At 57.3% G+C, this 26,276-nt stretch carries 26 protein-coding genes; 13 read left to right on the top strand and 13 right to left on the bottom strand.

Annotated elements, in window-relative coordinates; all coding sequences use genetic code 11:
- The first annotated feature begins 19 nt into the window (after nt 1-19).
- The 4 genes from BUE09_RS10280 to BUE09_RS20480 all read left to right on the top strand — a co-directional run bounded on the left by BUE09_RS10280 (nt 20) and on the right by BUE09_RS20480 (nt 3,146).
- Nucleotides 20-1,483, top strand: a complete 1,464-nt coding sequence (locus BUE09_RS10280; protein WP_073300893.1) for an SIR2 family protein — start codon at nt 20-22, stop codon at nt 1,481-1,483.
- 26 nt (nt 1,484-1,509) lie between these two features.
- Nucleotides 1,510-2,061 (top strand): toll/interleukin-1 receptor domain-containing protein, encoded by a 552-nt coding sequence (locus tag BUE09_RS10275; protein ID WP_073300892.1) that lies wholly within the window; start codon nt 1,510-1,512, stop codon nt 2,059-2,061.
- Between the two features lie 223 nt (nt 2,062-2,284).
- Nucleotides 2,285-2,602 (top strand): hypothetical protein, encoded by a 318-nt coding sequence (locus tag BUE09_RS20485; protein WP_197675244.1) that lies wholly within the window; start codon nt 2,285-2,287, stop codon nt 2,600-2,602.
- The gene (locus BUE09_RS20480; protein ID WP_073300891.1) at nt 2,595-3,146 is read left to right on the top strand and encodes a hypothetical protein; all 552 of its coding nucleotides are present in this window, start codon (nt 2,595-2,597) and stop codon (nt 3,144-3,146) included. The genes BUE09_RS20485 and BUE09_RS20480 overlap by 8 nt, the downstream gene beginning before the upstream one ends.
- A 1,331-nt stretch (nt 3,147-4,477) precedes the next feature.
- Here the strand turns inward: BUE09_RS20480 and BUE09_RS20255 are convergent.
- The 9 genes from BUE09_RS20255 to BUE09_RS10220 all read right to left on the bottom strand — a co-directional run bounded on the left by BUE09_RS20255 (nt 4,478) and on the right by BUE09_RS10220 (nt 11,069).
- On the bottom strand, nt 4,478-4,639 hold the full coding sequence (locus BUE09_RS20255) for a hypothetical protein (RefSeq protein ID WP_156889444.1): 162 nt from the start codon (nt 4,637-4,639) through the stop codon (nt 4,478-4,480).
- A 335-nt stretch (nt 4,640-4,974) separates the two neighbouring features.
- Nucleotides 4,975-5,568 (bottom strand): hypothetical protein, encoded by a 594-nt coding sequence (locus BUE09_RS20635; protein WP_231975572.1) that lies wholly within the window; start codon nt 5,566-5,568, stop codon nt 4,975-4,977.
- A complete protein-coding gene (locus BUE09_RS10245) occupies nt 5,568-7,154 on the bottom strand; it encodes a YfjI family protein (RefSeq protein WP_231975593.1) in 1,587 nt (528 codons plus the stop codon). Before BUE09_RS10245 ends, BUE09_RS20635 begins: the two co-directional genes overlap by 1 nt.
- A gap of 59 nt (nt 7,155-7,213) precedes the next feature.
- On the bottom strand, nt 7,214-8,089 hold the full coding sequence (locus BUE09_RS10240) for a toprim domain-containing protein (protein ID WP_073300886.1): 876 nt from the start codon (nt 8,087-8,089) through the stop codon (nt 7,214-7,216).
- Nucleotides 8,086-8,235 carry a hypothetical protein gene (locus BUE09_RS20385; RefSeq protein ID WP_167369781.1) on the bottom strand — a complete coding sequence of 50 codons (150 nt, stop codon included), beginning with the start codon at nt 8,233-8,235 and terminating at the stop codon, nt 8,086-8,088. The genes BUE09_RS10240 and BUE09_RS20385 overlap by 4 nt, the downstream gene beginning before the upstream one ends.
- 3 nt (nt 8,236-8,238) lie before the next feature.
- The gene (locus BUE09_RS20630; RefSeq protein ID WP_231975573.1) at nt 8,239-8,430 is read right to left on the bottom strand and encodes a hypothetical protein; all 192 of its coding nucleotides are present in this window, start codon (nt 8,428-8,430) and stop codon (nt 8,239-8,241) included.
- Nucleotides 8,431-8,543: 113 nt separating this feature from the next.
- Nucleotides 8,544-8,828 carry a helix-turn-helix domain-containing protein gene (locus BUE09_RS10230; RefSeq protein ID WP_073300884.1) on the bottom strand — a complete coding sequence of 95 codons (285 nt, stop codon included), beginning with the start codon at nt 8,826-8,828 and terminating at the stop codon, nt 8,544-8,546.
- Between the two features lie 141 nt (nt 8,829-8,969).
- A complete protein-coding gene (locus tag BUE09_RS10225) occupies nt 8,970-9,578 on the bottom strand; it encodes a hypothetical protein (RefSeq protein WP_073300883.1) in 609 nt (202 codons plus the stop codon).
- Between the two features lie 120 nt (nt 9,579-9,698).
- Nucleotides 9,699-11,069, bottom strand: a complete 1,371-nt coding sequence (locus tag BUE09_RS10220) for a tyrosine-type recombinase/integrase (RefSeq protein WP_073300882.1) — start codon at nt 11,067-11,069, stop codon at nt 9,699-9,701.
- 393 nt (nt 11,070-11,462) lie between these two features.
- Between BUE09_RS10220 and BUE09_RS10215 the strand changes: the two genes are divergently transcribed.
- Complete coding sequence (locus BUE09_RS10215) at nt 11,463-13,664, top strand: OsmC domain/YcaO domain-containing protein (protein ID WP_073300881.1); 2,202 nt, start codon at nt 11,463-11,465, stop codon at nt 13,662-13,664.
- Between the two features lie 137 nt (nt 13,665-13,801).
- On the opposite strand, the gene BUE09_RS10210 is transcribed toward BUE09_RS10215, so the two are convergent.
- Nucleotides 13,802-15,043, bottom strand: coding sequence for a polysaccharide pyruvyl transferase family protein (locus tag BUE09_RS10210; RefSeq protein ID WP_073300880.1), 1,242 nt, complete (start codon nt 15,041-15,043; stop codon nt 13,802-13,804).
- Nucleotides 15,040-16,311: an oligosaccharide flippase family protein gene (locus BUE09_RS10205; RefSeq protein ID WP_073300879.1), complete on the bottom strand. Its 1,272-nt coding sequence runs from the start codon at nt 16,309-16,311 to the stop codon at nt 15,040-15,042. Before BUE09_RS10205 ends, BUE09_RS10210 begins: the two co-directional genes overlap by 4 nt.
- 332 nt (nt 16,312-16,643) lie before the next feature.
- Between BUE09_RS10205 and BUE09_RS10200 the strand changes: the two genes are divergently transcribed.
- From BUE09_RS10200 to BUE09_RS10180, 5 genes are all read left to right on the top strand, one after another.
- Nucleotides 16,644-17,519, top strand: a complete 876-nt coding sequence (locus tag BUE09_RS10200; RefSeq protein WP_073300878.1) for a YihY/virulence factor BrkB family protein — start codon at nt 16,644-16,646, stop codon at nt 17,517-17,519.
- Nucleotides 17,520-17,695: 176 nt separating this feature from the next.
- Complete coding sequence (gpgS, locus tag BUE09_RS10195) at nt 17,696-18,811, top strand: N-acetylglucosaminyl phosphatidylglycerol synthase (protein WP_073300877.1); 1,116 nt, start codon at nt 17,696-17,698, stop codon at nt 18,809-18,811.
- Complete coding sequence (gene gpgD, locus BUE09_RS10190; RefSeq protein WP_073300876.1) at nt 18,804-19,568, top strand: N-acetylglucosaminyl phosphatidylglycerol deacetylase; 765 nt, start codon at nt 18,804-18,806, stop codon at nt 19,566-19,568. Before gpgS ends, gpgD begins: the two co-directional genes overlap by 8 nt.
- Nucleotides 19,565-20,557 carry a glucosaminyl phosphatidylglycerol flippase gene (gene gpgF / locus BUE09_RS10185; RefSeq protein ID WP_073300875.1) on the top strand — a complete coding sequence of 331 codons (993 nt, stop codon included), beginning with the start codon at nt 19,565-19,567 and terminating at the stop codon, nt 20,555-20,557. Before gpgD ends, gpgF begins: the two co-directional genes overlap by 4 nt.
- A gap of 90 nt (nt 20,558-20,647) precedes the next feature.
- Nucleotides 20,648-20,839: a CsbD family protein gene (locus tag BUE09_RS10180; RefSeq protein WP_073300874.1), complete on the top strand. Its 192-nt coding sequence runs from the start codon at nt 20,648-20,650 to the stop codon at nt 20,837-20,839.
- A 59-nt stretch (nt 20,840-20,898) separates the two neighbouring features.
- Here the strand turns inward: BUE09_RS10180 and fdxA are convergent, their stop codons facing one another.
- On the bottom strand, nt 20,899-21,222 hold the full coding sequence (fdxA, locus tag BUE09_RS10175) for a ferredoxin FdxA (protein WP_019342347.1): 324 nt from the start codon (nt 21,220-21,222) through the stop codon (nt 20,899-20,901).
- 132 nt (nt 21,223-21,354) lie between these two features.
- A complete protein-coding gene (mutS, locus tag BUE09_RS10170) occupies nt 21,355-23,925 on the bottom strand; it encodes a DNA mismatch repair protein MutS (protein ID WP_073300873.1) in 2,571 nt (856 codons plus the stop codon).
- 205 nt (nt 23,926-24,130) lie between these two features.
- Between mutS and BUE09_RS10165 the strand changes: the two genes are divergently transcribed.
- From BUE09_RS10165 to recX, 3 genes are all read left to right on the top strand, one after another.
- On the top strand, nt 24,131-24,631 hold the full coding sequence (locus BUE09_RS10165; protein WP_073300872.1) for a CinA family protein: 501 nt from the start codon (nt 24,131-24,133) through the stop codon (nt 24,629-24,631).
- An 84-nt stretch (nt 24,632-24,715) separates the two neighbouring features.
- Nucleotides 24,716-25,759 (top strand): recombinase RecA, encoded by a 1,044-nt coding sequence (recA, locus tag BUE09_RS10160; RefSeq protein ID WP_073300871.1) that lies wholly within the window; start codon nt 24,716-24,718, stop codon nt 25,757-25,759.
- Between the two features lie 5 nt (nt 25,760-25,764).
- A complete protein-coding gene (gene recX, locus BUE09_RS10155; protein WP_073300870.1) occupies nt 25,765-26,226 on the top strand; it encodes a recombination regulator RecX in 462 nt (153 codons plus the stop codon).
- Nucleotides 26,227-26,276 lie beyond the last annotated feature (50 nt).

Raw genomic sequence — 26,276 nt, 5'->3', positions numbered from 1 at the left:
CATTTGACGAGTGCTGACCATGACTAAAGCGGCCTTGAACCGATTCCTCACTGAATACGCGGATGCGCTGAACGATGGCGTGGGGGCGATTTTCGTTGGTGCTGGCGTCTCAATGGCGGCGGGTTACCCTTCTTGGTCAGAGCTGCTCAGTGACATAGCTGTAGAGCTTGAGGTTGATTCGAAGAACGTCCACGACTTGGCGGCCTTGGCTCAATGGAGCATCCTAGAAAACGGTGGTGCCTCACGCGTCCGGAATGTCATTAGGGGTGAGATAGGCCCTGACAAACCTATCCCTGAGACGGTTGAGATCATCTCGCGGCTACCGGTCAGACATATCTGGACGACCAACTACGACCGGTTGATAGAGCGTGCGTTTGCATCCATTAGCCGCCCGCTGAATCCCATATCCAGCCCCAGTGATCTCGCCCTTAGGGTGACGCCTGGTGCAGCGCTGCTCTACAAGATGCATGGCTCTGTAGATCGCCTTGACGACGTTGTCATTTCTACGGACGACTACGAACTGTTCCGCTCAAAACGAGGCCAGTACCTGCCGTTGTTTCAAGCGCACCTCACCAGCATGTCCATGCTGTTCATCGGCATCAGCTTTACCGACCCTAATGTTCGACATGTCCTATCGCTGATTCGGGAAAGCTTCACCGATGCGCCGCCTGAACACTTCGCCATTGTGCGTGCGCCGCAGAAGGCAGACTTCGCGACCGAAGGGGAATTCGCAGCGCGCAATGCACAGCACAAGCTGTGGGCGAAGGATTTGAAACGCTATGGCTTGCTGGCGGTGGAGGTCAGCGACTATGCCGAGATCCCGGCGCTTCTGCGTCAAATTGAGAAGCGAATCGCGGCCCGCCGAATCTGGGTGAGTGGTAGCTGGCCTCTTGAGCGGGGAGGCTCCGATTCAGCCAACATCCATGCGCTGGCTGAAGACATTGGCCGGCAGATCGGTGAAACAGGGCGCCACCTGGTGACCGGTGCAGGCCTGTTGGTTGGATCCGCGTCGTTGTCGGGCTTCTTGGGCGCTCTGCGGCAAGGCGGTGGTTGGGATCTGGATCGGAGGCTCATCGCCAGACCTTTTCCTCAACCCTTGGCGGGAGCACAGCCCAACAACGAAGAATGGGCTGCGCTTCGACATGAGCTTGCGCGACAAGCCGGCATAGCTATTTTCATCGGCGGTGCGAAGTTGGCCGTCGACAAGTTGGAGGTCGCTCAAGGAGTTATGCAGGAGTATGAGATTGCCAAGGATGCAGGAGTGTTTCTGCTTCCTGTGGGGGGGGCTGGGGGCGCTGCGCAGAAAATTAGTGATCTGCTGTTGGGGTCTGAGTTCTCCTCATCGGGTCAGAACGCTGTAAGGCCTACGGATAAAGAGCTGCAAACACTTTCTGATCCAGGACTCCTGGCTAGCAAAGAAGGGCGGCACAAGCTCGTTTCCGTGGTGTTTGAAATCATCGACCGAATAGCTCGTGCTACCTGAGTGTCCCCAAGTTAGGAAAGGATTCGATGGCAAGGAACGTTACCAGGGCTGAGCTTCTAGCTTTTACGGCAAATAGATCGCAAAGTAGCCGCGAACAGCTTTTTAAATCCAATGCCTCAAGCAGTGGCACGAGCACATTCCTATCGCACTCCAGTAAAGATCAAGAGCTACTAGGGGGAGCAATGGAGGTGCTTCACAACCATGGAGCACGGGTCTATATCGATGAGATTGATCCTGAAATGCCACCCTATACCTCGGCAGAAACAGCGGCCCTACTTAAGCAGCGCATTAGTCAGACAAGACGCTTTGTTCTGCTGACGACTGAGAACAGTAAGGACAGTCGATGGGTTCCCTGGGAGTTGGGCATTGCTGATGGCGACAAGGGTTTGGTGAACATTGCCCTATTTCCAGCATCGGACAGCACCCGCGATGACAACTGGACGAGTTGGGAGTATCTCGGCTTGTATCACCGAATCGTCTGGGGAAAGCTTTCAGGGTACGAGAATGAGTTGTGGATGGTGCTGGATGCCAAAGCAAATACAGCCGTAACGTTGAGAAAATGGCTTTCGGGATACTGAAGTCTTGATGGCAATCAGATGATTATCGATCTCGAAGTCAATACCTAAAGCTTCTCAAGCAGTTGCTGCGAGCTGGTATCTACTTACGTATGGCTAACCAGGGCACAAAGTCCGGTTTGAATCAGCATTGAAGCGTCCAAGCAGTCACTAACTCTCTGTAATAATATGCTTTGACACCTCTTCTGGTACTAATTTGCCTTACTAACTAAGGAGGTCAGGTTGTATGTCGGAGATTCCAGGAAAGAGAAGGCGACTAACCGTCGCACAGAAACAAGACCGGGCTGATTTTGCCAGCCGGGAGGCACGCACTAAAGAATGGCTTTCAAACCAAGCCTTGCGAGCAAACAAGCTTCGTTCTAAGGATAAAGAATTTTATGGGTTGGAACGAGAATTTATAAATCTGCAGAATAAAATGCTGCGCGATTATGAGATATCAAAAGATATAAAGCACCCAAGGGATGTTGGTACAGTAAGGGAGGTGCTGCTCAGAGCTTTATGGGATCCCGGATCGCCAAGGATACTGTCTATATCAGTTGTATGAGATTATCTTCAATTTGCTTAATAAAACCCGGACGCAAGAAGCATTTCCTCATCAATATTTTAGGCTGCCATTAACAGCGGGTGACTACTCATACGAGTATAGCTTTGGTAATTTTGCAGAGTTTGGACACTGCGAGGAGCATGGGGACTATCCCAGAATCTTTTCACCTGAGAAGCTAGGGGAATTAATTACTTGGTGTCAGACTGCCGAGCCAATTAACTGGATCAAAGCTACAGATCTAGCGTATAGCAAGCCGGGCGATAATTTTGAGGCATATGAAAGGCAGCCGGGTGATGTCAGAATTTACAATCCTGAGGGTTTGCCTCTTAGCGATATTTTGGTTGCTGATAAGGAGGTCATGCTCGATGGTAAGGAAATTATTACAAAAGTACTTTCTTTCGATTCGATAAGAAGTTGCGGGTTAGAAATTTATATTCCTTACTACTACCAGATTACGGAAGATCTTGTTCAGGGTTGCTCAAAGTGTAAAAAGGCTCAGGCTCAAAGGCGCAAAGGCTCAAGTGGTGTCGGTAGCCAAGACTAACACCATACGAGATATCGCGGTCGCTCGTGTTTTCCTATTCACACACTTGGATTGGCAGCTTTTGGGCCGATCTCCGCCAGTCGCGGCGAGCTATCAGCAATCCATTTGTAACGAGCCTCCTAATGATCGACCACGTCCGCCCATGTTTTTATTATTCAAGATGGTCTCGGCGGTACAGGTTGCTAACCCATCATCAGAGTTGCCTCCGCTACCGTAGTAGGCTCTCGTCAATCGCCTGCAGGTTTTTAGCTCTGATTCCGGCGTAACCATGCCTGTAACCAGGCGTTGGGCCTCAATGGCCCCCCGCTCGGAAACAGCGAAAAGCGTGTTAACTGCTTGTTAACCACGTCGTGTTAACCCGTAGCATCGCCAGCGTGGCACTCTCTTGCCTTGATTTGCGCGCTAGCCTCGGTTCTAACCATCGCGACGTCACTGTTTAGCTGTGATTTCCGTGCGTACCTCACTGCGTACCGTCTCTTTGCGTACCAGCTACCTGTCAGTAAGAAATTTGCAGCTTTGTCTGGTTACTACACCAGTGGCAACCTTAGAGAAAGGGGCCAAACCGAAGTGTCGGAGAAACTGTGCCGCCGAGGCCGCACACAGCAGTGAAACCGAGCAAAAGCCAACTCAGTCGTCCAGGAAAGTCCAATCATGTCGATCCCAGTCGCTACTTACAGATGTACTGCGTGCGATCTTAGCCACTGGGACTCAGGTACCTGGGGCTACAGATATTATCTGTGTGGGGTACTCAAGGTACCGATGCGTGTTGCAATGGGCTGGTGTCACGCCTGTAGTAACCTTGGGGTAGTTGAAGTGTTACCAGATGCTGAGGGCGAGCTGGAGCGTCAAGGAATGCTGGAAGCCTTACAGGCTGAACTTGGTGAGGTGCTCGGGGCTATCCCACCCCGAAAGCGCTGGTGGCCGTTCCCGGCTAAAAAAAGCATAAAGCAAACAAACCTAGAGTACTCAGTCAAATCGGCAGCAGAAGCGCTGGCCGAATATCGGCAGACTCGCAAGGCATTGTCCGAAAGAGTTAGCCGGGCACGCTGCCTGCGCTGTGGGTCTGAGGATTGCCTGAGTCTGCCGCCTCACCAAGCCAACTACTTCGACCCGGAGTCTCTCCCTGAGCTTGTCGGTTTTGAGCACCCAGGTTGCGGCGGCCAGCTAACAATCACCTGCGATGGCACTCGGCTCAATGTGCTACTGACAGACAAGGCCTATGACCTAGAGGGTTCTCTAGTAGCTGACGTCGCGCCTAAATGTTGAGTTAGATAAGCGGATTCGTTGACCTTATAGCTCCGCGCCTAATTGGTTTTCACCTATCAGTTCACTTAACAGATCGGGGTCACGCAACGATGGCTATGAGCAAAGCGGAACAGGACTCCTTGGAAGCGCTTAGGAGCGGGGCGACGCTTGCCGAAGCGGTAGCTCTGCTGCCTGATCTGACGGTAGAGCAGATGGCACAGCTGGACGACAACGGCGACTTCGTCCATTCATTAACAAGCTCTGTGTTGACCACGGTAAGGCGCTCGACGCCACGTCTGCCGGGGTAGCATTCGCCCCTATCAATGGACGATGCAAACTTGGACGTGGAGTAGGGTTGAGTGAAATGGCGCGTCGCCGTAGCCAGAAACGACGCCCGGATCTCTAAGTACCTTGAGCGTCGCTATGATTGGGGTTGAGGAGGGCGTCCGCAGTCAGCTGGCGGACGCATCGCTACTGAAGGCTACGTAGCAGCTGTTCCTGATCCCGGAGTATCTGCCTCAGCTCTCGTAGTTGCGGTCGAATCCCCCCTTTGCAGGCATTGCGTGAGGCGCGGGATTTGCCTTCAGCGCTCGCAGGGCCGGTGCTTTGTTCCCACGGTCTCCATTGTTGTATCAGCGCCGCTTGGCGCGCTCGCCGTTCGGGTGTCCAGCCGTTCGCCATATTTAATCTCCAATAGTTCGTTTGGCTCATTTTGGATTTCACGTGCGCGCGTGGGCACGGTCCCATTGTTCACCTGTACTTGGTTACCGATGTTCGCTTGTCGTACGAAAGCGACCTGCTTCGGCGCTTTAAGCTCTGCCAGGGTCTGTAGTGTGGTACGCGTTTGGTTCTGCGCCTTCAGCGCCAGACGCATGTAACGCTCCATCACATCTAGCGACTTAACGGAATACGCACGATTAGCGAGATTGGCAAAGAGCCCATCCAACGCGTGGGCTTGGGCAATCAAAATGGTTTCAGGCCGCGACATATCATCAGCGTGGATTGCACTAGCTTGCTGCTTCAGTTCGGTGACGTACCCTGCGATTTGGGAGTTATCGAGACTATGGCAGGCTGTTATCACGGAGGCACTTAGAAGCTCCGGGTTCATTACTTGCTGTGCGGCGGTCATGTTGCTAGGTGTCTTACTGCGAGGCTCGGCTTGGATTTCTTTTTTCATTAGTGTTGCTCCAGGTTTTGGTTTTTGAGTGCTGCGACATTCGCGACAACTGCGACAGCTGCCGTATTTGCTAGCGGGCAGTGTTGCGACAGGTCAGCGACAGGTTGCGACATGGTTCCGAAATCGGCGGGTTTGTCGCTGGCTGTCGCAAGCGTGTCGCAGCTGCCTGTGTCTCGGTTTACGTGGGATGTCGCATCTGTCGCGGTTGTCGCGACCGGATTGACGCGGTACCGATTACGCCCTTCGGCTAGCAGATAGTCGTGTTCTACCAGTAGGGTAAGCAGTGCGTTTCGATGCTGGGCGCTCACTCGGGCAGCGGCCGGTCCTAGCCGCTGTAACGTCCTAGCGTCGAAAGCTTGCCAGTGGTTTTCGATCAGCCAGTCGATTACCTTTTGCGCCTGCTGTAACAGCGGATCCGTGCCCGCGGGGTAAGCCAGGCGCAGTGCCTCGCCCAGATACCAACTCACCAGCATGGAGGCTCGCTCAATAATGGAGCGGGTTAGGCTTTTAGCCCTCTCGGCAATGGCAAGCACGCCAGCAATGCGCAGAATGTTTTCTCCACCTTTGGCGGCTGTTGGCTTGATGTCTTGGAGGTTGCCATTTCGGCCCAACTTCGCCTCGATGGCATCGTGTGCTTCGATCCACACAATTTTCGCGTCAGCGTCGATCGTCAGCTCAGCCGGTTCGAGCTCGCCGCGATCGTTCTTGGGCGGCTCACGGAGCAGCAGATCAGTCATGCGCCCCCAATACCGCAGCAAGCGAGGATCCTGATTTGGGTTCGCATGTTGATAAAAGCGAGTACCTGCCAAAGACTGCGGCCATGCAACCAAGAATCGGGCAAGAAACCCCTGCCCGCGCAGTATCGGGTCCCCCAATACCTTATTCGCAACGACGGGTTGGATCATGAGGTGGGCGCTCAGACGGCAACCGCTGCGTGATGCGCTCTCGCCCTCGGCGGCACGGGTGCGGGTGATTGGTGCGCCGTCCCACAGCTTCGAAAGACCTGCAACGCTCTTGAGCATGTTTTCCGGCTTGTTGGCGTGACCTCCAAAAAACTGCCCGCCTTCATCGCTGAAGAGCCCTTGCGACGGGTATCCACGAAGCAGCGACTTTTGCAGTCCCTCCAAGGTGGGTTCTTCAATTAGGATGAATGGCAGAGGAGGCGGCTCGGGTTCTTGCAAGTTGTCCAGCCCAGCAGCAGCGGACGCGGGGTTGGCTTTCGCCTTTTCCAGGATCGCAACGCGTGCGCACTGATACGCGTCTCGCTGATCCCGATACTCCTTCTGCTCAGCGCTATAGAGCTCCAAAAGCGCGCTCTGTCGATCGTGGTGGGCGCGCAATGCCAAGCGGTCAGCAGCGGACTTGCGGTCGCCAGACTCCGCCACGGTAAGCACAAACAGCGACAGAGGGATCGGCTGCCCATCCCGGACGGCGTTACCGTGAGGCTGTGCCGCCATCGCAGCGGCCGCAAGGACCGATTGTGCCGCAAGCGCCGCAGGCACTTGTACAGCTTCCACAATGGCAGCGGCAGCACCTCCCAATACATCGCCCAAGGCTTCCAACGGATAAGGAACGGCCGCTTCCACTTCAGGCAACAGCGGCGTTGGTTCGGGGTAGCTCGGATCAGGAATTAGGAACGGCTCCATTAGTACCCCTCCTGCCAGTTTTTCAGGTCGTTGAAGTCGGAAAGACTTATCGGTTCAGCGCCGCTCCATGGCGGGAACACAACGCCGCAGCCGAGTTGTTCGGCGGCACGCTCCGCGGAGCTGCGCCCCGGATTGCCCTTGGTCTGGCGGTCGTCATCGCCGGCAATGACCAAAGGACTGTTAGGGTAAATGCGGCGCAACTGCTGACCGACAGCCAGCAGGTTGCCGGCGTTCATTGCGCAGGCCACGGCGGCACCGGTGTGCTCGTGGATCGTGGCGCCTGTCGCCCAGCCTTCGCAGACATAAATAGGTTTGCCAGGGGCCACCTGGCCTATAGGGCTGTGCGCCCCAGCCACACGTCCACCAAACATAAAGCGCTTGGTACCGTCCGTGCGGATGAGTTGAAGGTTGACCAGCTTGCGCTCGTGGTACAGCGGAACCAGCAGGGTTGCATCCAGTTGGCCCAGCTCGTGCGGCTGGCAACCCTTGGTTACCAGGTAGGGATGATTGGACTGGGCCGGCATCCCAAGCGCATACAGTCGCATCGATTTGGCCGCAGCAAGCTGCTGGCGGTGATGCTGCTCCGCTTCCCGTTGACGGCGGGCCTGCTCGACACGCTTACGGATTGACTCGAGCTCGAAGGGGGAGGAAGGCTTACGGCTGCTCCAGGTATGCCATGTGGAACCGCCTGTTTCTTTGAAACTCCCAAACCAGCCCGATGCAATTCCGTCCGAATAAAGTGCGTAAGCACCGTTGCGAGTGCCTGCGCGGTCACCAGGGACGTGGTAGCGGTGGATCTGGCCGTCCGCTTTGGGCAGCCAGTGAAGCGGGCCATGGACAGCTTGCATGGCAGCATGAAAGTAGGCTTCGATCATTTGAAATAACCCCAAATGAGGATCACGGCAATAACGCTCAGCCCAACAACATCGGTACTCATCGGGTGGTAGCGAAGCCAGGCAGTGACCTTTTTCAGAACGGCCGAGGGCGTCCCGGCCTTGCGGCGGATTGGTGATTTCGGCATGGGTTAGTCCTCGCGGTTGGAGGGCGCGTTACGTTTCAGAGTCGCCAAGATGGCGTTAGCGTGTTCCCGCTCGGTGGCGGGAACGCTGTAGCGGATGACGCGGCAAGGCTTGCCCCAGCGGTTAGGCACTTTCTCCGGCATGCGCTTGAAGGTGACGCCGTGGCGGTTCGCCAGTTCAGCGGTAGTGCTGTTCAAGCAGTGGTCCCCAAGGGGCTCTGCCTCAATACCGTTCAAACTGGCGTCTGTGAGGAAGTACGCCAGGATGCTCATAGTGTTGCTGGGAGCTTTAAGCGGAGTAGGCATTTTCATTAGCACACTTCGCCGGTATGGCCAGTAGTGCGACGCGCCAGGAACGCAGCAAGGTCCGATACGCGGTAACGCACCAGGCGGCCGACTTTCACAAACGGAAGGTTGTAACGGCCGGTGGAGCGCCAGACAGCCAAGGTGGTTGTTTTAGCACCCAATACTTCAGCGGCCTGTTTGTCGCTGACCTGAGACGGAGGGTGCTTGGGATCGAAGCCGAGCTGGGCGGCAATCTGCGCGACAATCTCAGCCTTTAGCTCCGCAAAATCTGAGACGTGGGTGGTAGACATGTATGCGACTCCATCAAGTGTGATTTGGCGGAGTCATGCTGTGAAAAAGCGGGCGGTAGAAAAAATCCTATCGTTACGAGTGTTTGATCATTCGTTACGACTGTCAGATCAGCGATATCTTCCTGGCCTGTGACCTCCACTTCATCCTGGCCCTGGCTGGCTTGCAAAGTATGGTGCTTCAGGTTTGATCCATCTCTTAACGGCACCAGCGCTGCTCACCAATTTGCAGTACTTGGTCTCTTTCAGGTCGCTGAATACCATTTCAGCCATTTTTCCAATCTTGAATTCCTGGTCGATATCATTACGCCACTTCTCGGCGGCAATCTTTCGGGCAAGAGCCATCACTTCCACTTTCCGCGCACGGACACCGGCCGCTCGCTTCTCAGCAGAATGCTTTCGATACGCCTCAACTGCGGTCATTGCGGTCATGGTTGATGTCTGAACCGTAATCTTAAAAAAGCTTTTAAATACCTTGTCCAGATCGGTCTTATCTTCTTCCAGCAAGCACTTCAACTCATCCGAATAAATCATGTGCTGGGCTGCTATGACAGCCATGTGCTCGGGAGTACAGGTTGCGAGTAACTCCCGTGCGAGATGATCCGCGTACCGGTCATATTCTTCAGCCGATTTAACTCTTACGCCGGGGCTCCAATGGCTTGGCCTGGCTAATTGCTCCATGCGGTATTTTTTAGCTTGAAGGGTGTGAAAACCTAAGCCCGGTGCTGGTGCTTCCTTTCCGTCGTCACTCATTACACGTTGCTCCAAGTAATCTCAATTATCGGATCGATCGACCAGCCGGGCGAGTGGGGTGCCCGTTGTTCGGGTACGAACCTAGGCAGACCGATAAGTTAGTCAGGTTGGTGGTCTATTTTACGAGTTGAGTTTTGTGGGTAGCTTTACCACTTCGGCGGGCTGTTTGATGCCGGCCGCTTCAAGCATGGCCTGTGTTGCTGTGTTGACGGACTGCCGCACCGGATCAAGATCAAGCCGCGCATAGATGGCGGTGGCTTGATGGGTCTTGTGGTTGAGGGATTTTCCGATGATTGCCAGAGATGCGCCGGTCTTGGCCTGCCAGCTCCCAAGAGTGCGGCGCAGGTCGTGAATCCGTAAGTCGGTCATGTCATAGATCGCCGGGTCGATTTCCAGGGCGTCGGCGCTGGCGCGGTAACGCTTCGCTGCGGCGGCTGGCGCGGCCGTAACCCGTTGGTCAGCCTGCTGGCGCTCCTCGGTGGTCAGCTTGCCTATCCCTTCCAGGTGGTCGAGGAGGCGGCGCAGGCTGGCGCGCAGCAGGACGGCAGCCCATGCCTTTTTCGGCTCGACTAGGTGGCCGGTCTTGCCTTCGCCGGGGAAGACGAAAGGCGACGTGCCGGTGGTGCGCTTGCGGGCTTTGAGTGCGGACACAGCTTCAGGCGACAGGGTAACGTTTTGCGGCGTGCCATTCTTGGTCATGCCGATGCGCCAGACGCGGGCGTCGAGGTCAAGGTCGCGCCAGGCCATCGCCTGGACATTTGAGCGTCGCGCGCCGGTTAATAGCGCCAGGAGAAAAAAGTCGCTCAAGCTCGACTCGCCGATGGCTTCGAATAAATAAGGTAGTTCAACTGCCTGAGCGAAGCGGTCGCGAGATGGCGCATGGTTTTTCTGAACGCGGATCGCCGGACTGATGCCCTCGAACAACTCCATATCCGCGGCGTAGCTGAACACCGAAGAAACGACGGCGAGTGCGCGATTGGCCTGTGCCGCGCTTTTTTTCGTAACCTTAGCGTGGATTGTTTTGATATCCGCGCGGGTGATGTGCGACAGCCTTCTACCTCTGATCGGCTCTAGATACAGGCGCAGCACATCCGAATAATCCCGCTTGGTACGTTCGCCGAGTGGTGTGCCGTCGCGCTTGCGCTTCTTCTTGAGAAAATCATCGAACACCTCGCCGAAAGTCTGCTCCTCCCGGATAGCTCGACGGGCGGCTGCTGGGTTCCCGCCTGCTTCGATTTCGGCATTAACGGCAGTGGCCTGTTTGCGCGCCTGCTCGACAGTCATTGCTGGGAATCGGCCAAGGGTAACGCGCTCAGGCTGGCCACCTTTCATGCGTCGATAAATTGAAAACGTCTTGACCCCACTCGGCGACACTCGAAGCTGTAAGCCCTGAATTTTAGTGTCGTGATAAGTGGCACGCTTACCGGCCTCGGACGGCGGTAGCGCCAACAGCCTTTCTTTGCTGAATGCAATATGGGTTGCGCTGGGCATGCCTTCCTTGCCGATTCTGGGGTTACGCTGGGGTTACGTATTTGGTCGAAATGAGGATATTTCGGTGTAACCCCGTTAAGCCTAGAATAGCCTTCAGGTCGCGCTATGTATAGGTCCGTAAAGATTCGTAAATGCGAGGGTATCCAGACACCCTCGCATTCGTAATGCGAAGGTCGGGGGTTCGACTCCTCTCACCGGCACCAATGAAATCAAGGCCTGCAGCGATGCGGGCTTTTTTCATTTCCTAACGGTAATGGCGCGGCACACTACGTTAGGTCGTTGGTCAGACGCGGAAAAAAGCGGCTGTTTGCCGAGCCCTATCGGGAAAAGGATAAGACTTCTCGTCTGGAAGCCGGATAATAGCGATCAAATGTATTGCGCTGGTAATCCCGCATGGAAATCAAGGTTAATTTTCTCGATAATCTCCGGCTAGAAGCCAAGTTTGATGATTTCACGGTGGTCGCCGATCAACCGATTCGTTACAAGGGTGATGGTTCGGCACCGGGTCCTTTCGATTACTTTCTGGCTTCCTCGGCATTATGCGCAGCCTATTTCGTCAAGTTGTACTGCCAGACCCGCAGTATCCCAACTGAAAATATTAGGTTGTCGCAGAATAATATTGTCGATCCGGAAAATCGTTATAACCAGATATTCAAAATTCAGGTCGAGTTGCCTTCGGATATTTCCGACAAGGACCGCCAGGGCATCTTGCGTTCAATCGAACGCTGTACTGTAAAGAAAGTAGTGCAAACCGGACCTGAATTTGTCATCGAGGAAGTCGCGAGCCTGGACGCTGACGCCCAGGCGTTACTGCTGCCCGGAACGGGGGCAGAGTCGAGCACTTATATTGCCGGTAAGGATCTGCCACTTGAGCAGACTATCGCCAATATGTCCGGCGTCCTGGCGGATCTTGGCATGAAAATCGAAATCGCCTCGTGGCGCAATATCGTGCCCAACGTCTGGTCGCTGCATGTTCGCGATGCCCATTCATCGATGTGTTTTACCAACGGCAAAGGCGCTACGAAGGAAAGCGCGTTAGCGTCGGCACTGGGTGAATTTATCGAGCGACTTAATTGCAATTTCTTCTACAACGATCAGTTCTGGGGTGAAGACATTGCCAATGCCGAGTTTGTCCATTATCCGAACGAGCGTTGGTTCAAGCCTGGCCGTAAAGATGCGTTGCCGGCTGAAATACTCGATGAGTACTGCCTGGATATTTATAACCCAGACGGCGATTTACGCGGCTCGCACTTATACGACACCAACTCTGGCAATGTGGAGCGAGGCATCTGTGCCTTGCCTTATGTACGCCAATCGGACGGTGAGGTGGTGTATTTCCCTTCCAACCTGATCGAGAACCTGTATCTCAGCAATGGCATGAGTGCTGGCAACACCCTGGCGGAAGCCCAGGTGCAGTGCCTGTCTGAGATTTTCGAGCGGGCGGTGAAGCGGGAGATTCTTGAAGGGGAGATGGCGCTGCCGGATGTCCCGCAAGCGGTGCTGGCGAAATTTCCCGGAATCGTTGCAGGTATCCAGGGGCTGGAAGAGCAGGGCTTTCCGGTGCTGGTCAAAGATGCATCGCTGGGCGGACAGTTTCCGGTGATGTGCGTGACCTTGATGAATCCACGTACCGGAGGCGTATTCGCCTCATTCGGTGCTCACCCCAGCTTTGAAGTCGCGCTGGAGCGCAGCCTCACGGAGTTGCTGCAAGGTCGCAGTTTCGAAGGGCTCAACGATTTGCCCCAGCCGACCTTCGAAAGCAACGCGGTGACTGAACCGAACAACTTCGTGGAACATTTCATCGATTCAAGCGGTGTGGTGTCGTGGCGCTTTTTCAGCGCCAGAGCAGACTTCGATTTCGTTGAATGGGATTTCACTGCCGAAGGCGACGACGCCAACGCCCAGGAGGCTGCAACCTTGTTCGGCATCCTTGAGGCGATGGGGAAGGAAGCCTATATGGCAATCTACCAAGACCTGGGCGCAACGGCCTGCCGCATCCTCGTGCCTGGCTATTCCGAGATCTATCCGGTGGAGGATCTGATCTGGGATAACACTAACAAAGCGCTGCTATTCCGTGCGGATATCCTGAATCTGCACAGCGTCGACGATGAAGGTTTGGCTGCACTTGCTGAGCGTCTGGAAGAAAGCGAGCTGGATGACTACACCGACATCACGACGCTGATCGGGATTGAATTCGACGACAACACCGCCTGGGGTCAGCTGACCATTCTTGAGTTGAAGTTGTTGATCTATCTCGCCCTGCAACGGTTCGAGGATGCCAAAGAGCTGGTTGAAGCCTTCCTGCAATTCAACGACAACACCGTCGAGCGTGGCTTGTTTTACCAGGCCCTGAACGCAGTTTTGGAAGTGGAGCTGGATGAGGATCTGCAACTGGACGATTTTGAGTCCAACTTCCGCAGGATGTTTGGCGATGCCCGGATGGATGCGGTGATCGGCTCGTTGGATGGCGGCGTGCGCTTCTTTGGCTTGACGCCTACCAGCATGAAGCTCGAAGGGCTCGATCGGCATCAGCGGCTGGTCGACAGCTACAAGAAGCTCCACACGGCACGAGCCAACGCGATGACGGGCCGCTAGTTGAGCGCCTGATGGCGCTGATGGCCCCAGAGCCCGCGTGATTCAGAGCCTGTGAAAACGCAGCGTGACCGAGCGCAGTTGTTTTCACACACCCTGATGATTGCGGGCTTCTCTTTCTTCTAGCGCGGCAGGTTGATTCAGTTCGCGGCTACAGCTTCCGGCTTGTGTTGTTCATTTCGTGGCGCCTCGCCGCGAGCGGGTGCCGCATCGTAGAGCTCGACCATATGATCGAGATTAGCCCGCACACGGCCCTTCATGGCTTCGACTACAGCGCGTAGTTCGGCCCGTTGACTGTCGCCAAACACACTGATCAGGTTGGTGCCGATCTGGCTGATCTGCGGGACTTCTGCAAAGCCGCACGACTGCTTGGGTACCCAGGTCTCAAGAAAGCTCGACAGTTTGATCACGCGCTGTGGCAGCAAGGCGATTTGCGGAACGGCGTAGGCCAGCGCGGTGATCGCGCCGTGCAGGCTGGTGCCGCAATAGAGCTTGCTGGTGGCGATGCAGCGGATGATGTCGTCGATGTTGCCGCTGTCGACACGGTAGGCACGCTCGTCGCCGAGCAGGCTATGCAGTTTGTCGAGCGGTTCGTCGTCCGAGTGGCCGGGTGCCTTGCCGATGGTGAGCAGCGCGATCTTGAGACCGGTATTGACGTTGAGTTCGGTCAGTTGCTGAGCGATCGCCTCGATGCGGCGCTTGGCATGGTGGTCAGAGATGTGGAAAACGATATGGCCGGGTTCGGCAGGCTCGGTCGGCTGCGGAAAAATGTCGGAGATGAGAATGGCGCTGTCTGGCACCAGGTTGTGTTCGACACCGAGCTTGTCCAGTTCGGCCGATGTTTCCCGGTCACGTACCGACACATAGGTGCAGTCTTTGAGGTTGCGTTTGATCGCGTCATGGATCAGCGGCTTCTTCCGGCTGATCTCGTTACCACCGACGCTGTTGTACATCACCTTGTAGCCTGGCAGGTCACGTTCGCCCAGGACCAGCGGGATGTCCGAAGGAATCGACGTGAACAGACGGCTCAGGCGGATGAAGGCTTTGTGTCCGATCAGATAGGGGCTGGCCTTGATCGGGTAGTAGATCGCCTGCGGTGCGAGGTAGCCGATGATGCTTTCCCATTGCGCCGTAAGACACTCGCCGCCCGCCACGATGAGCATCGTTTTCGGCTGCTGACGGGTGGCGTCCAGCGCTTTTTTCAGCGGGATGGTCGGCAGCGCACCATAACTGGAGAGATTGGATTTTTTGGTCGCAGCGATCAGTACCGAAAAGCGACCATCCGCTTCCAGGTAACGCTTGAGGACAATTGCAAAGAGCAGATCGCCATAGTTGTGCCGGTCATAGGCTCCGTAGGCGATTACGTTTACCCGGTCAGTCATGGCGTCGGACTCCTTTCGATATTCTTGAACTGCACGTAGAGCAGGGTGTTTTTGATCGCCAGCGCCACGGCGGTCGCGAAGCAGGCGCCGTTGACGCCGTAGCGCGGAATGAGGATCAGGTTTAGCGCGACGTTGATCACGCAGGCCGCGATGTTGTTGTGCAAGTAACGACGGTGATTGCCCGTCATGGTCATGAAGATGCCCAGCGGGCCTGCGGCCAGGACGAAGAAATAGCCGATGGCGAGTACCAGCAATGGATAGATGCCCTGCTCGCGATATTCGGGGCCGAACACGGCAAGGATGTATTCGCGCAGCAGCCCGATGGCGAGCAGGATCATCAGTGCCAGCGCCAGCATGAAGCGCGAATATTTGCGGACAATAGCGAACGCACCAGCGCGGTCGTTCTGCGCCCAGCGTTTGGAGATGTCCGGGGCGATGGTGCCGTTGATGATGAACAGCAGCGTGGTCGAGAGCGCGGCGATCTTGGCTGCGATGTAATAGATGCTGACTTCACTGGCTGAGCGCAGCACGCCGAGTAGCAGCGTGTCGGACAGCTCGATGATGCTGTTCATGACGGCAATCAGCATCAGCGGTATGCAGAGGATGAGCATTTCTCGCCAGCCCAGCGCAGCCTCGGTTCCTGAGCGGGGGAGGCTGGCTCGGGCACGCCAGATCGATCCGAGAATGGCCAGCGCGAAGCTGAACGCAAAGCAGGCCACTACGGTCGTCAGGTCGCTGCCGGTGATCGCCACCAGCAGAAGCGTTAGCGCAGGCTGGACAGCCGTTTGCCAGAACAGGCCCTCGCTGGTCTTGTGCTTGGCCTTCAAGGTCTCGCTGGCGATGCTCAGCAGTGACAGGCCAAGTGCAGTAACCGCAAACAGGACGGCGGCGTGGACGAAATAGGCCTGCGTGGTCTCGGAGAAATACACCACCAGCAGGCCGATCAGGAATGCAGGTATGTTCATCAGTGCCGAGAGCATCAAGGCTCGGTCGAAGTACTTGCGCTGCTGGCCTTCGTGCAAGGAGGAGATATTTTTCAGGCAAGCAATGTCGAGGCCCAGCCGGGCGAGCAGCGACAGGAAGATGCCCAGCGCCACGCAAAAGAACACCGTACCGGCCAACTCGGGCACCAACAGCCGCGCCAACAGGATATTCAGGCCAAGCGTAGCGCCAGCGCCGCTGCCTTTGGTCAATATGAGTCGGGCGTATTTGACGAGGTCGGCTTTCATTCCAGGGTGGGGTGCGTCCGTGGCGTAGGCCGATTTCATTCAATGCTCCTGCGGCCGCTAATCGCGACAAAAGCCATGGCTGGCGTCCGGGTTGCTACTGCTGGTCAAGTCAAACGCGCTGATTAAGCGGTTCGGACCTGGCAGCTGTATGCAGTCGCTTTCAGTCAGCGTTGGACTGAATTGGCGACTCCATCAAGAGCGTCAACAGCGTGGAAAGTTCCTCCGCCATGCGCCCGTCGTGCTTAAGCCGGTGGGCGCATCGCGTGCTAGACAGGCTCTACGTCGTCTCGCTCATCGCGGAAGGCGAACTCTTGCAACCGAGGGTCGTCCGACGATTAACGGCTTCGGCTTTTTTCAGAGCGAAAAGGGGAATGGCAATGCTGAATACGCGTGGCATCGGCAGCTTCGAGCTGTTGAAACGCACCTTCAAGGATTTCAGCAACGACGACATGACCACCTACGCGTCGGCTCTGGCATACCGAGCGATTTTTTCGTTGTTTCCCTTTTTGCTATTTCTGATTGCATTGCTGGGCCTGCTGGATCTGCAGGATTTTTTTACCTGGCTTCGCGAACAGGTTGCACTGGTGTTGCCCCCCGATGCGTTGGACTTGGTCAACCCTGTTATTGACGGAATGCAGGAGAAAAAAGGCGGTTTCCTTTCCTTCGGTATTCTCGTGGCGTTGTGGTCGGCCTCGGTCGGAGTTCGCTCGTTGATGAACGCCATGAACAAGGCCTACGACGTCAAGGAAGGACGACCGACCTGGAAATTGGTTGTACTTTCGGTTGTATACACGATTGGCTTGGCGCTGATTCTGCTGGCCACTGCGGCGCTGATGGTCGTCGGCCCGCAAGTTATCGAGTGGCTAGCTGATCAGGTCGGCTTAAAGGCAATCGTCGTCACGCTGTGGACCTGGCTACGCTGGCCAGTGGTGGTGGTGCTGATGATGCTGGTGGTGGCAGTGCTCTATTACGTCACGCCCGACGTCGAGCAAGAGTTCCGTTTCATCACACCAGGCTCGGTACTGGCTGTGATCGTGTGGATTGCCGCGTCCACCGGCTTTGGCTTGTATGTGCAGAACTTCGGTAACTATGACGCGACTTACGGCAGCATCGGGGCGGTAATTGTGCTGTTGCTCTATTTCTACATATCAGCGGCGGTTCTGCTCTTCGGTGCTGAGCTGAATGCGGTGATCGAACATGCCTCTACAGAGGGTAAAGATGACGGTGACAAGCGTGTCGACGGCTAGTGAGCAGATAGCGCAGATGCGACGGCGAACAACTGTCCGGACCGGTGGTCCATTGATTTCATTGCAGAATCTTTCGGGTGGTGGTCTGGCTGCGGGCCTGCCAAGGGTCGCCGCTCACGGCTAACTGAAACCGGCTCCGAAGGTTTTGCATCGAGACCTAACGGAGACGCTCCACTTTGCACATCGCCGATATGACCATGTTCTACGCACCTGCTAGCGGCGGCGTGCGTACTTATCTCGAGGCCAAACACCGGCGCTTGCAGCTATATGCTGGAGTTCGCCATAGCATCCTGGTTCCGGGTGAGCGCTATAGTCACAACGCGGGTATCTATCAAATTCCGGCACCCGCCCTGCCATTCGGCAAGGGCTATCGGTTTCCCATACGGCGCTCTCCTTGGCGTAATCAGCTGCGCTCTCTGCGCCCTGACGTGATCGAGGTCGGGGACCCCTACATGACAGCCTGGGCTGCTCTCGACGCCGGTCGGCGTCTGGACGTGCCGGTAATCGGCTTTTACCACTCGGATTTGCCATTGCTGGTGAGCAACCGTATCGGCCGATGGCTGGGCACCAACATGAACGGCTACGTTTCCAGGCTGTACAGCAGCTTCGACCGGGTACTGGCGCCGAGTCGCGTCATGGCAGAGAAGCTGACATCGCTGGGCGTCGATAATGTTTATGTGCAGCCGTTGGGTGTTGATCTGGATACCTTTCGGCCGAGTTTGCGTGACCCTCAGGTCCGCCGCGAACTGGGCCTTGCCGACGATGCGCGGTTGATGATTTTCGCAGGACGCGGATCACGAGAAAAGAACCTCAATGTACTGCTGGACACCGCACGGCGCTTGGGTGAGCCCTACCATCTCCTGCTGGTAGGTTCCGGTATGCCGCATCGCGTGCCGTCCAACGTGTCAGTGATCGACCGGTTTTGTCCTGCCGCGGAGGTGGCGCGCTACATGGCCAGCAGCGACGTCCTGCTGCACGCCGGAAACCAGGAGACGTTCGGCCTGGTAGCGCTCGAAGCCATGGCCAGTGGGATACCCGTAATCGCGGCACGCGCTGGCGCATTACCTGAACTGGTGCCGTTCCATACCGGTCGGCTCTGCCGCCCGTTGGACGCCGCAGCGATGGCGCAGACCGTACGAGAGTTGTTCGAGGACGATCCGCGATTACTCGGCATGCAAGCCCGTCAGCATGTCGAGGCGCACCATGCTTGGGATGCTGTGGTCGCCGGCTTGTTGGCGCACTATCACGCGGTATTGGGCACGGCGGAATTGCCGGTCGCCGTGCATGGCTGAGCGCAGCCTGATGCTGGTGCTGCATGACGTGGCGCCAGAGACATGGCCGGACTACCGGCCCTTCGTCGAAGCGGTCGACGCGCTGGGCCAGATACCGATTTCGTGGCTCGTGGTGCCGAATTTCCACCGCCGCAACCGGCTCGATGATCATGTGGAATTCCGACGTTTGCTGGATGGGCGACTCGCACGTGGCGATGAGCTGATCCTGCATGGGTGCTACCACGCCGATGAGGCGCCTGAACCGCGCACGCCACGTGACTGGTTTATGCGCCGCGTCTTCACCCATGAAGGCGAGTTCTACCCGCTGAGCCGCGAAGAGTCTGCCAGGCGTTTGCGGCATGGAATCGAACTGTTCGAACGCAACCAGTGGCCCCTGTATGGCTTCGTGGCGCCTGCCTGGCTTTTGGGGTCGGGGGCTCGAGAAGCGTTGGCTGCGACTGGGCTGACCTATACCAGCGACCCTGGCCACTTTTACTTGCTGCCCGACTACCAAGCCATAGACGCGCCCGGCCTGGTCTGGAGTGCTCGAAGTGCATGGCGCCGCGGTATGTCACGGCTGCTCAGCGAGCGAATGCTCCATCGGTACCAGCGGTCGCCGGTGTTGCGGCTCGGTTTGCATCCGGTGGATATGCGCCATCCGTTCTCGCGTCAGTACTGGCTGGATCTGTTGATCCGGTTGCTCGCAGACGGGCGCGAGCCAGTGACGAAAATAGACTGGCTTGATCGCCACGTACTGACTTCGAGCGCCGCGGCATGAGTCGTCGCTGGTGGTTGCTCGCTGGCGCTTTGCTGATGGCCGCCCTGGTGCCGATTTTGCTCGGCGGCAGTGGCTTGTTCGAGCGGTTACGCAGTTTTTCCCCAGGCTTGCTACTGACGATGCTTGGCATGATCGTATTTGGCTGGTATTTGAATGCGCTCCGGCTGCGCTTGCTCATTGGCCGTCGCCGCTTGGGACAGCATCGTGCGCTGGGCATCGTGATCGCAACGGAGTTCGCCATCTGTGCTACGCCGGGCGGCGCCGGTGGTCCGTTGACGATGATGGCGCTGTTGCTGCGCCATGGCGTGCCGCCCGCCAAGGGTACCGCGACCTATGCGGTCGAGCAGCTGACCGACCTGCTGTTTTTCGCCTGTGCGCTGGTGGGTGTGCTCATCTATGCGGTCACCCATTCGCTGAACAGCTATATCGCCAGCCTGCTTGGCTTTAGTGCGGCACTGCTGATCGGCTTAATGGTGCTACTTGCTTTGCTTGGCCGCTTTCATCGGCAGGTATTTCTGATCAACGGCTGGCTGGTCGGTCGACTGGGTGTGAAGCGTACGCGTCGGCGTAGCTGGGCCAGAAAGGTGTTGAGTTTTCGCAATGCATTGCTCGAGTGTTTCCGGTTGCCGCGGTCGATCCTGCTCGGGGTGTTCATCCTGACCACGCTGCATTGGCTGCTGCGCTATAGCGTGCTGTACCTGACCTTGCTAGGGCTTGGCAGCTCGCTGGCCTGGGCCTGGACCTTTATCGTGCAGCTGCTGGCGCTGACAGCCGGACAACTGAGCCTGCTGCCGGGTGGTGCCGGTAGTGCCGAACTGGCCTCTGCGGCCTTGCTGGCGCCTTTGGTGGGGAAGTCCACGGCGGCGGCGGGCATACTGATCTGGCGTTTCGTAACCTATTACTTCTATCTCATCGCCGGCGCGCCGCTGTTTCTGCATCTCGCCGGTCGGCCATTGTTCGATCGCCTGGCCAAAGCCCGAAATGTCTGACTGGCTCCGCCTTGCCGTTCCTCGGAAAAACGAAACTAATATCGGAGGCGTTCGGTCCACTGAACGTACCCAAGCAGAGAGGAATGAGCCATGAGCAGTACTGAAGATAAAGTGAAAGGCAACCTCAACGAAGCCGTCGGCAAAGCCAAGCAAGGCTTGGGTGAGGCAACCGATAACGAGCGCATGAAAGGCGAAGGCCAACGCCAGGAAGTCAAGGGCGACGCTCAGCAAGCCAAGGGCGAAGTCAAGGACGCAGTGAAGAAGGGTGTTGATCGCGCCTGATTCGCAGCTTTCATAAAAAATGCCCGCATCGCGCGGGCATTTTTTTGTCCGGACGCCTCTCAGCGCTCCAGATGTTGCAGCTTGTCCTTCACGCCGTCCCACTCTTCGGCGTCCGGCAGCGAGTCTTTCTTCTCGGTAATGTTCGGCCAGACTTCCGCTAGATCGGCGTTCAGCTGGATGTACTCCTGCTGATCATCCGGTACTTCATCTTCGGAGAAGATCGCTTGGGCAGGACACTCCGGCTCGCACAACGCGCAGTCAATGCACTCGTCCGGATGAATGACCAGGAAGTTCGGCCCTTCGTAGAAGCAGTCCACCGGACAGACTTCTACACAATCGGTGTATTTGCACTTGATGCAGTTGTCGGTGACGACGAAGGTCATTTCTAGCTATCTCCTCGGGCGTGTCGGGTGGCGTTGCAATGACGCCCCCGTTCGGCAGGATTATGGCGGCACCAGGCAAATGCCGCCTATATCCAAAAAATGCGCGCGATTCTAGCAGCTTTTTAGCAGCCGTCAGACACGCGCTTTCAGGTTGTATAGCAGGTCCAGCGCTTGGCGCGGGCTCATATCATCGGGATTGATCCGGAGCAATTCTTCGACCACCGGGTGCGGAAGACTTGCAAACAGGTCGTTTTGCTGGGGTGGCGCAGGCTGGCCAGGCGCCATCTTCGGTGTTTCGTGGGGCAAGCTGGTGGTTTCCAGCCGCGACAAATGGTCGCGTGCGCGCTGAATCACTTCGCCAGGCACGCCGGCCAGTTGTGCCACTGCCAAGCCATAACTCTGGCTTGCCGGTCCCGGCAGAACATGATGCAGGAAAACGATGCGTTCGTTGTGCTCGGTGGCCGACAGGTGCACGTTAGCCACCACCGTCTGGCTTTCGGGCAGTACGGTGAGTTCGAAATAGTGGGTCGCAAACAAGGTGTAGGCGCGCAGTTTGGCCAGGTGCTCGGCAGCCGCCCAGGCCAGCGACAAGCCATCGAAGGTGCTGGTGCCGCGACCGACTTCGTCCATCAGCACCAGGCTGCGGTCGCTGGCGTTGTGCAGGATGTTGGCTGTCTCGCTCATCTCCACCATGAAGGTCGAGCGTCCGCCAGCCAGATCGTCCGAGGAACCGATGCGGGTAAAGATGCGGTCGACCAGAGACAGCTCGCAGGCCTTGGCTGGAACGAAACTGCCGATCTGTGCCAACAGTACGATTAGCGCGGTCTGGCGCATATACGTCGACTTACCGCCCATGTTTGGCCCGGTAATCACCAGCATGCGAGTGTCGTCGTCGAGGCTGAGGTCGTTGGCGACGAACGGCGTCTGCAGGACTTGCTCGACTACAGGATGGCGGCCTTGCTCGATCTGCAGGCAGGGATGCTCGACGAAGCGCGGGCGATTGAGGTCGAGGGTCAGAGCCCGTTCGGCGAGGTTGCTAAGGACGTCGAGTTCGGCCAGCGCCGCGGCGCTGTCCTGCAGCGGCGCGAGATGGCCAATGAGCCGTTCCAGCAGTTCTTCGTAGAGCTGTTTTTCACGCGCCAGTGCCCGGCTCTTGGCCGACAGCGCCTTGTCTTCGAACTCTTTGAGCTCCGGCGTAATGAAACGCTCGGCGCCCTTAAGCGTTTGCCTGCGGATGTAGTCGGCCGGTGCAGATTCCGCCTGTTTGCTGGGCAGCTCGATAAAATAGCCATGCACCCGGTTGTAGCCGACCTTGAGGTTGGCCAGCCCGGTACGGGCTTTCTCGCGGGTTTCCAGGTCCATCAGGTACTGGCCGGCGTTCTCCGACAGCGATTGCAGTTCGTCCAATTCAGTGTCATAGCCGGTCCTCAACACGCCGCCTTCGCGGATTACTGCCGGCGGGTTATCGATGATGGCCTTTGCCAACAATGCAGCGAGCTCGGGGTAGGTCCGGATGGTGGTCGCCAGCTCGATCAGATGAGGGGCGACCAGTTCCGTCATAGCTTCCTGAAGCTGCGGCAGGGCCGCGAGCGCGTCGCGCAGGCGCGCCAGATCGCGGGGACGAGCGTTGCGTAAGCCGATCCGCGCGAGAATGCGTTCGAGGTCACCGATTTCTTTCAGCTGTGGCTGAATCTGCTCGAAGCGATAGTGCTCCAACAGGCAGGTGATCGAGTCCTGACGGGCTTCGAGCACGCTTCGATCACGCAATGGCCGATTCAACCAGCGGCTGAGCAGGCGGCTACCCATGGCGGTCTGGCAGCGGTCGACCACTGATTGCAGGGTATTCTCGCGCCCACCGCCGAGGTTAATGTCCAGTTCCAGATTGCGCCGGGTCGCGCCGTCAAGAATGACAGTCTCGTCGAGACGCTCGTGTCGAAGGCTGCGCAGATGATGCAGTGCGGTGCGCTGGGTTTCCTTGGCATAGGTCAGGAGGCAGCCTGCGGCGCCGATAGCGAGCGTCAATCGCTCGCAGCCAAAGCCTTTCAGATCCTGAGTCCCAAACTGTTGGCAGAGACCTTTGAAGCCACTGTCACGGTCGAAATCCCAAGGCGCTCGCCGGCGTACGCCGCGGCGCTTCTCGACTGGCAAATTGGCAGGCCAGTCGTCCGGGATCATCAGTTCAGCCGGGTTCAGGCGCTCTACCTCAGCCAGTAGCGTTTCCCAGCCGCCAAACTCCTGCACGCTGAATCGGCCGCTGGTGATGTCCAGCACCGACAGGCCGAACAGCTTCTCGTCGCCCACCACCGCTGCCAGGAGATTATCCCGGTGCTCGTCGAGCAGGGCTTCATCGCTCACCGTGCCGGGGGTGATGATGCGCACCACCTGTCGCTCCACCGGGCCCTTGCTGGTCGCCGGGTCGCCGATCTGTTCGCAGATCACTACGGACTCGCCAAGCTTTACCAAACGGCTGAGATAGCCCTCGGCAGAGTGAAACGGAATGCCAGCCATGGGGATCGCATTGCCACCGGACTGACCGCGCGCGGTCAGGGTGATGTCCAGCAGCTTGGCCGCTTTCTTGGCGTCGTCGTAGAACAGCTCGTAAAAGTCGCCCATGCGGTAGAACATCAGCTGGTCAGGATGCTCGCGTTTGAGCTTCCAGTACTGCTGCATCATGGGCGTGTGATGGGACAGGTCTTGTGACATATAGCTCGACTTGGTGCGATGTGCGGTAACAGTACCGGCGCGGCTCGATCTCGTTCGGGTAACGGCCGTTGCGGGTACTGCGCGCAGATGAAATAAACCGGGAAGGTTATCATGGCCCGTGCCGCTGCGACGGTGTTTGGCCACGCGTGGCAGACCCTCGAAGCAAGCGCTAAGGTAGCGATTGACATAATCATCGGGAGCTTTCATGTCCACCCTGACCGAGCTCGCGGCCCAGTTGGGCCATGTGCTGCAGCAAAAAATGGCCCAAGTAACCACTGCCGAGTCCTGCACTGGGGGAGGCATTGCCGAGGCCATTACCCGTATTGCCGGCAGCTCGGCCTGGTTCGAGGCGGGCTTCGTCACCTATTCCAACCGTCAGAAATCCTGTCAGCTGCGCGTGCCGGAACATCTGTTTTCCGAAGTGGGTGCAGTGAGCCGTGAGGTCGTCGAAGCGATGACCCGCGGGGCCCAGGCTGCCAGCGGGGCGCGCTACGCTGTGGCTGTCAGCGGCGTAGCGGGGCCGGGCGGCGGTTCGCCAGAAAAACCAGTCGGTACGGTGTGGCTGGCCTGGGCCTGCGACGATGAACGGTACTCAAGACGTTTTCAGTTCGACGGCGACCGGCAGGCCGTTCGTGAGCAGAGTGTGAAGGCGGCGCTCGTCGGATTGATCCGCCTAGCGGCTGGAGAAAATCCGATTGAGGGCTAGGCGCTCGTTTTTGCCTATGCTCTAATACTGTCTACTTATACAGTTGTCGTGGCCTCTGGCCCTCTTGATCAAGTGAGGATTGTAATGGACGAGAACAAGAAGCGCGCCTTGGCTGCTGCCTTGGGCCAGATCGAAAAGCAGTTCGGTAAAGGCGCGGTCATGCGCATGGGCGACCATGATCGCCAGGCGATACCCTCCATTTCCACTGGCTCGCTGGGCCTGGATATCGCGCTAGGCATAGGTGGTCTGCCAAAAGGGCGGATCGTTGAAATCTATGGTCCAGAATCTTCGGGTAAGACCACTCTGACCCTGTCCGTTATCGCGGAAGCACAAAAGATGGGCGCCACCTGCGCCTTCGTCGACGCCGAACACGCGCTTGATCCCGATTACGCTGGCAAGCTCGGCGTCAATGTTGACGACCTGCTGGTTTCCCAGCCGGATACCGGTGAGCAAGCGCTGGAAATTACCGACATGCTGGTGCGCTCCAATGCTGTCGACGTAATCATCGTCGACTCCGTGGCCGCGCTGGTGCCCAAGGCCGAAATCGAAGGCGAGATGGGCGATACCCACGTCGGCCTGCAAGCACGTCTGATGTCTCAGGCGTTGCGCAAGATCACCGGTAACATCAAGAACGCCAATTGCCTGGTTATCTTCATCAACCAGATTCGCATGAAGATCGGCGTTATGTTCGGCAGCCCGGAAACCACCACTGGTGGTAACGCACTGAAGTTTTATGCATCGGTTCGTCTCGACATCCGCCGTACTGGCGCGGTGAAGGAAGGCGACGAAGTGGTCGGCAGTGAAACGCGGGTCAAGGTCGTCAAAAACAAGGTAGCCCCGCCGTTCCGCCAGGCTGAGTTCCAGATCCTTTATGGCAAGGGTATCTATCGCAACGGCGAAGTCATCGACCTTGGCGTTCAGCAGGGACTGGTCGAGAAGTCCGGTGCTTGGTACGCCTACAAGGGCAACAAGATCGGTCAGGGCAAGGCCAACGCTGCCAAGTACCTGGAAGAGAACCAAGAGATCGGTCGCGAGATCGAACAGCAGATTCGCGACAAGTTGTTGGTGGTTTCGCCGAGCACCAAGGCCAGTCCGGTCGTTGAAGACCTGGCCGAAGCTGACCTCTAAGCGGCATGCCGGTCGTGCTCGACAGCTCTGCCGCAGTGCGGCGGGCTGCTATGGATCTACTGGCCCGGCGCGAGCATGGGCGTGTCGAGCTGAGTCGCAAATTGCGCTCACGGGGTGCGCCAGCTGAACTCATCGAACCTGCGCTGGAAAGGTTGGCCGATGAGGGATTGCTTAGCGAAGCTCGTTATTTGGAGAGTTTCGTGCGCATGCGAGCCAACGCTGGGTACGGTCCATTGCGCATACGTGAAGAGCTGACCCAGCGAGGGCTGGCTCGAGAAGATATCGAGCAGGCACTACGCGACAGCGGCTTTGATTGGAACGCGCAACTGCACGAAGTTTGGCTGCGCAAGTTCGGTGAGTTGCCGGGCGATCAGCGGGAAAGGGCTCGTCAAGGCCGGTTTCTCGGCTACCGTGGCTATCCGCTGGACTTGATTGGGCGCCTCCTGCGAGGCGCTTCGCTCGACTGATCCGGGCTCAGTAGCGTTTCTCCCTTACTACGGCCTCGTCCGTTTGCAAA

Source organism: Stutzerimonas xanthomarina DSM 18231, from assembly GCF_900129835.1.
Taxonomy (GTDB): domain Bacteria; phylum Pseudomonadota; class Gammaproteobacteria; order Pseudomonadales; family Pseudomonadaceae; genus Stutzerimonas; species Stutzerimonas xanthomarina.
This window is presented reverse-complemented; position numbering and strand designations above follow the sequence as displayed.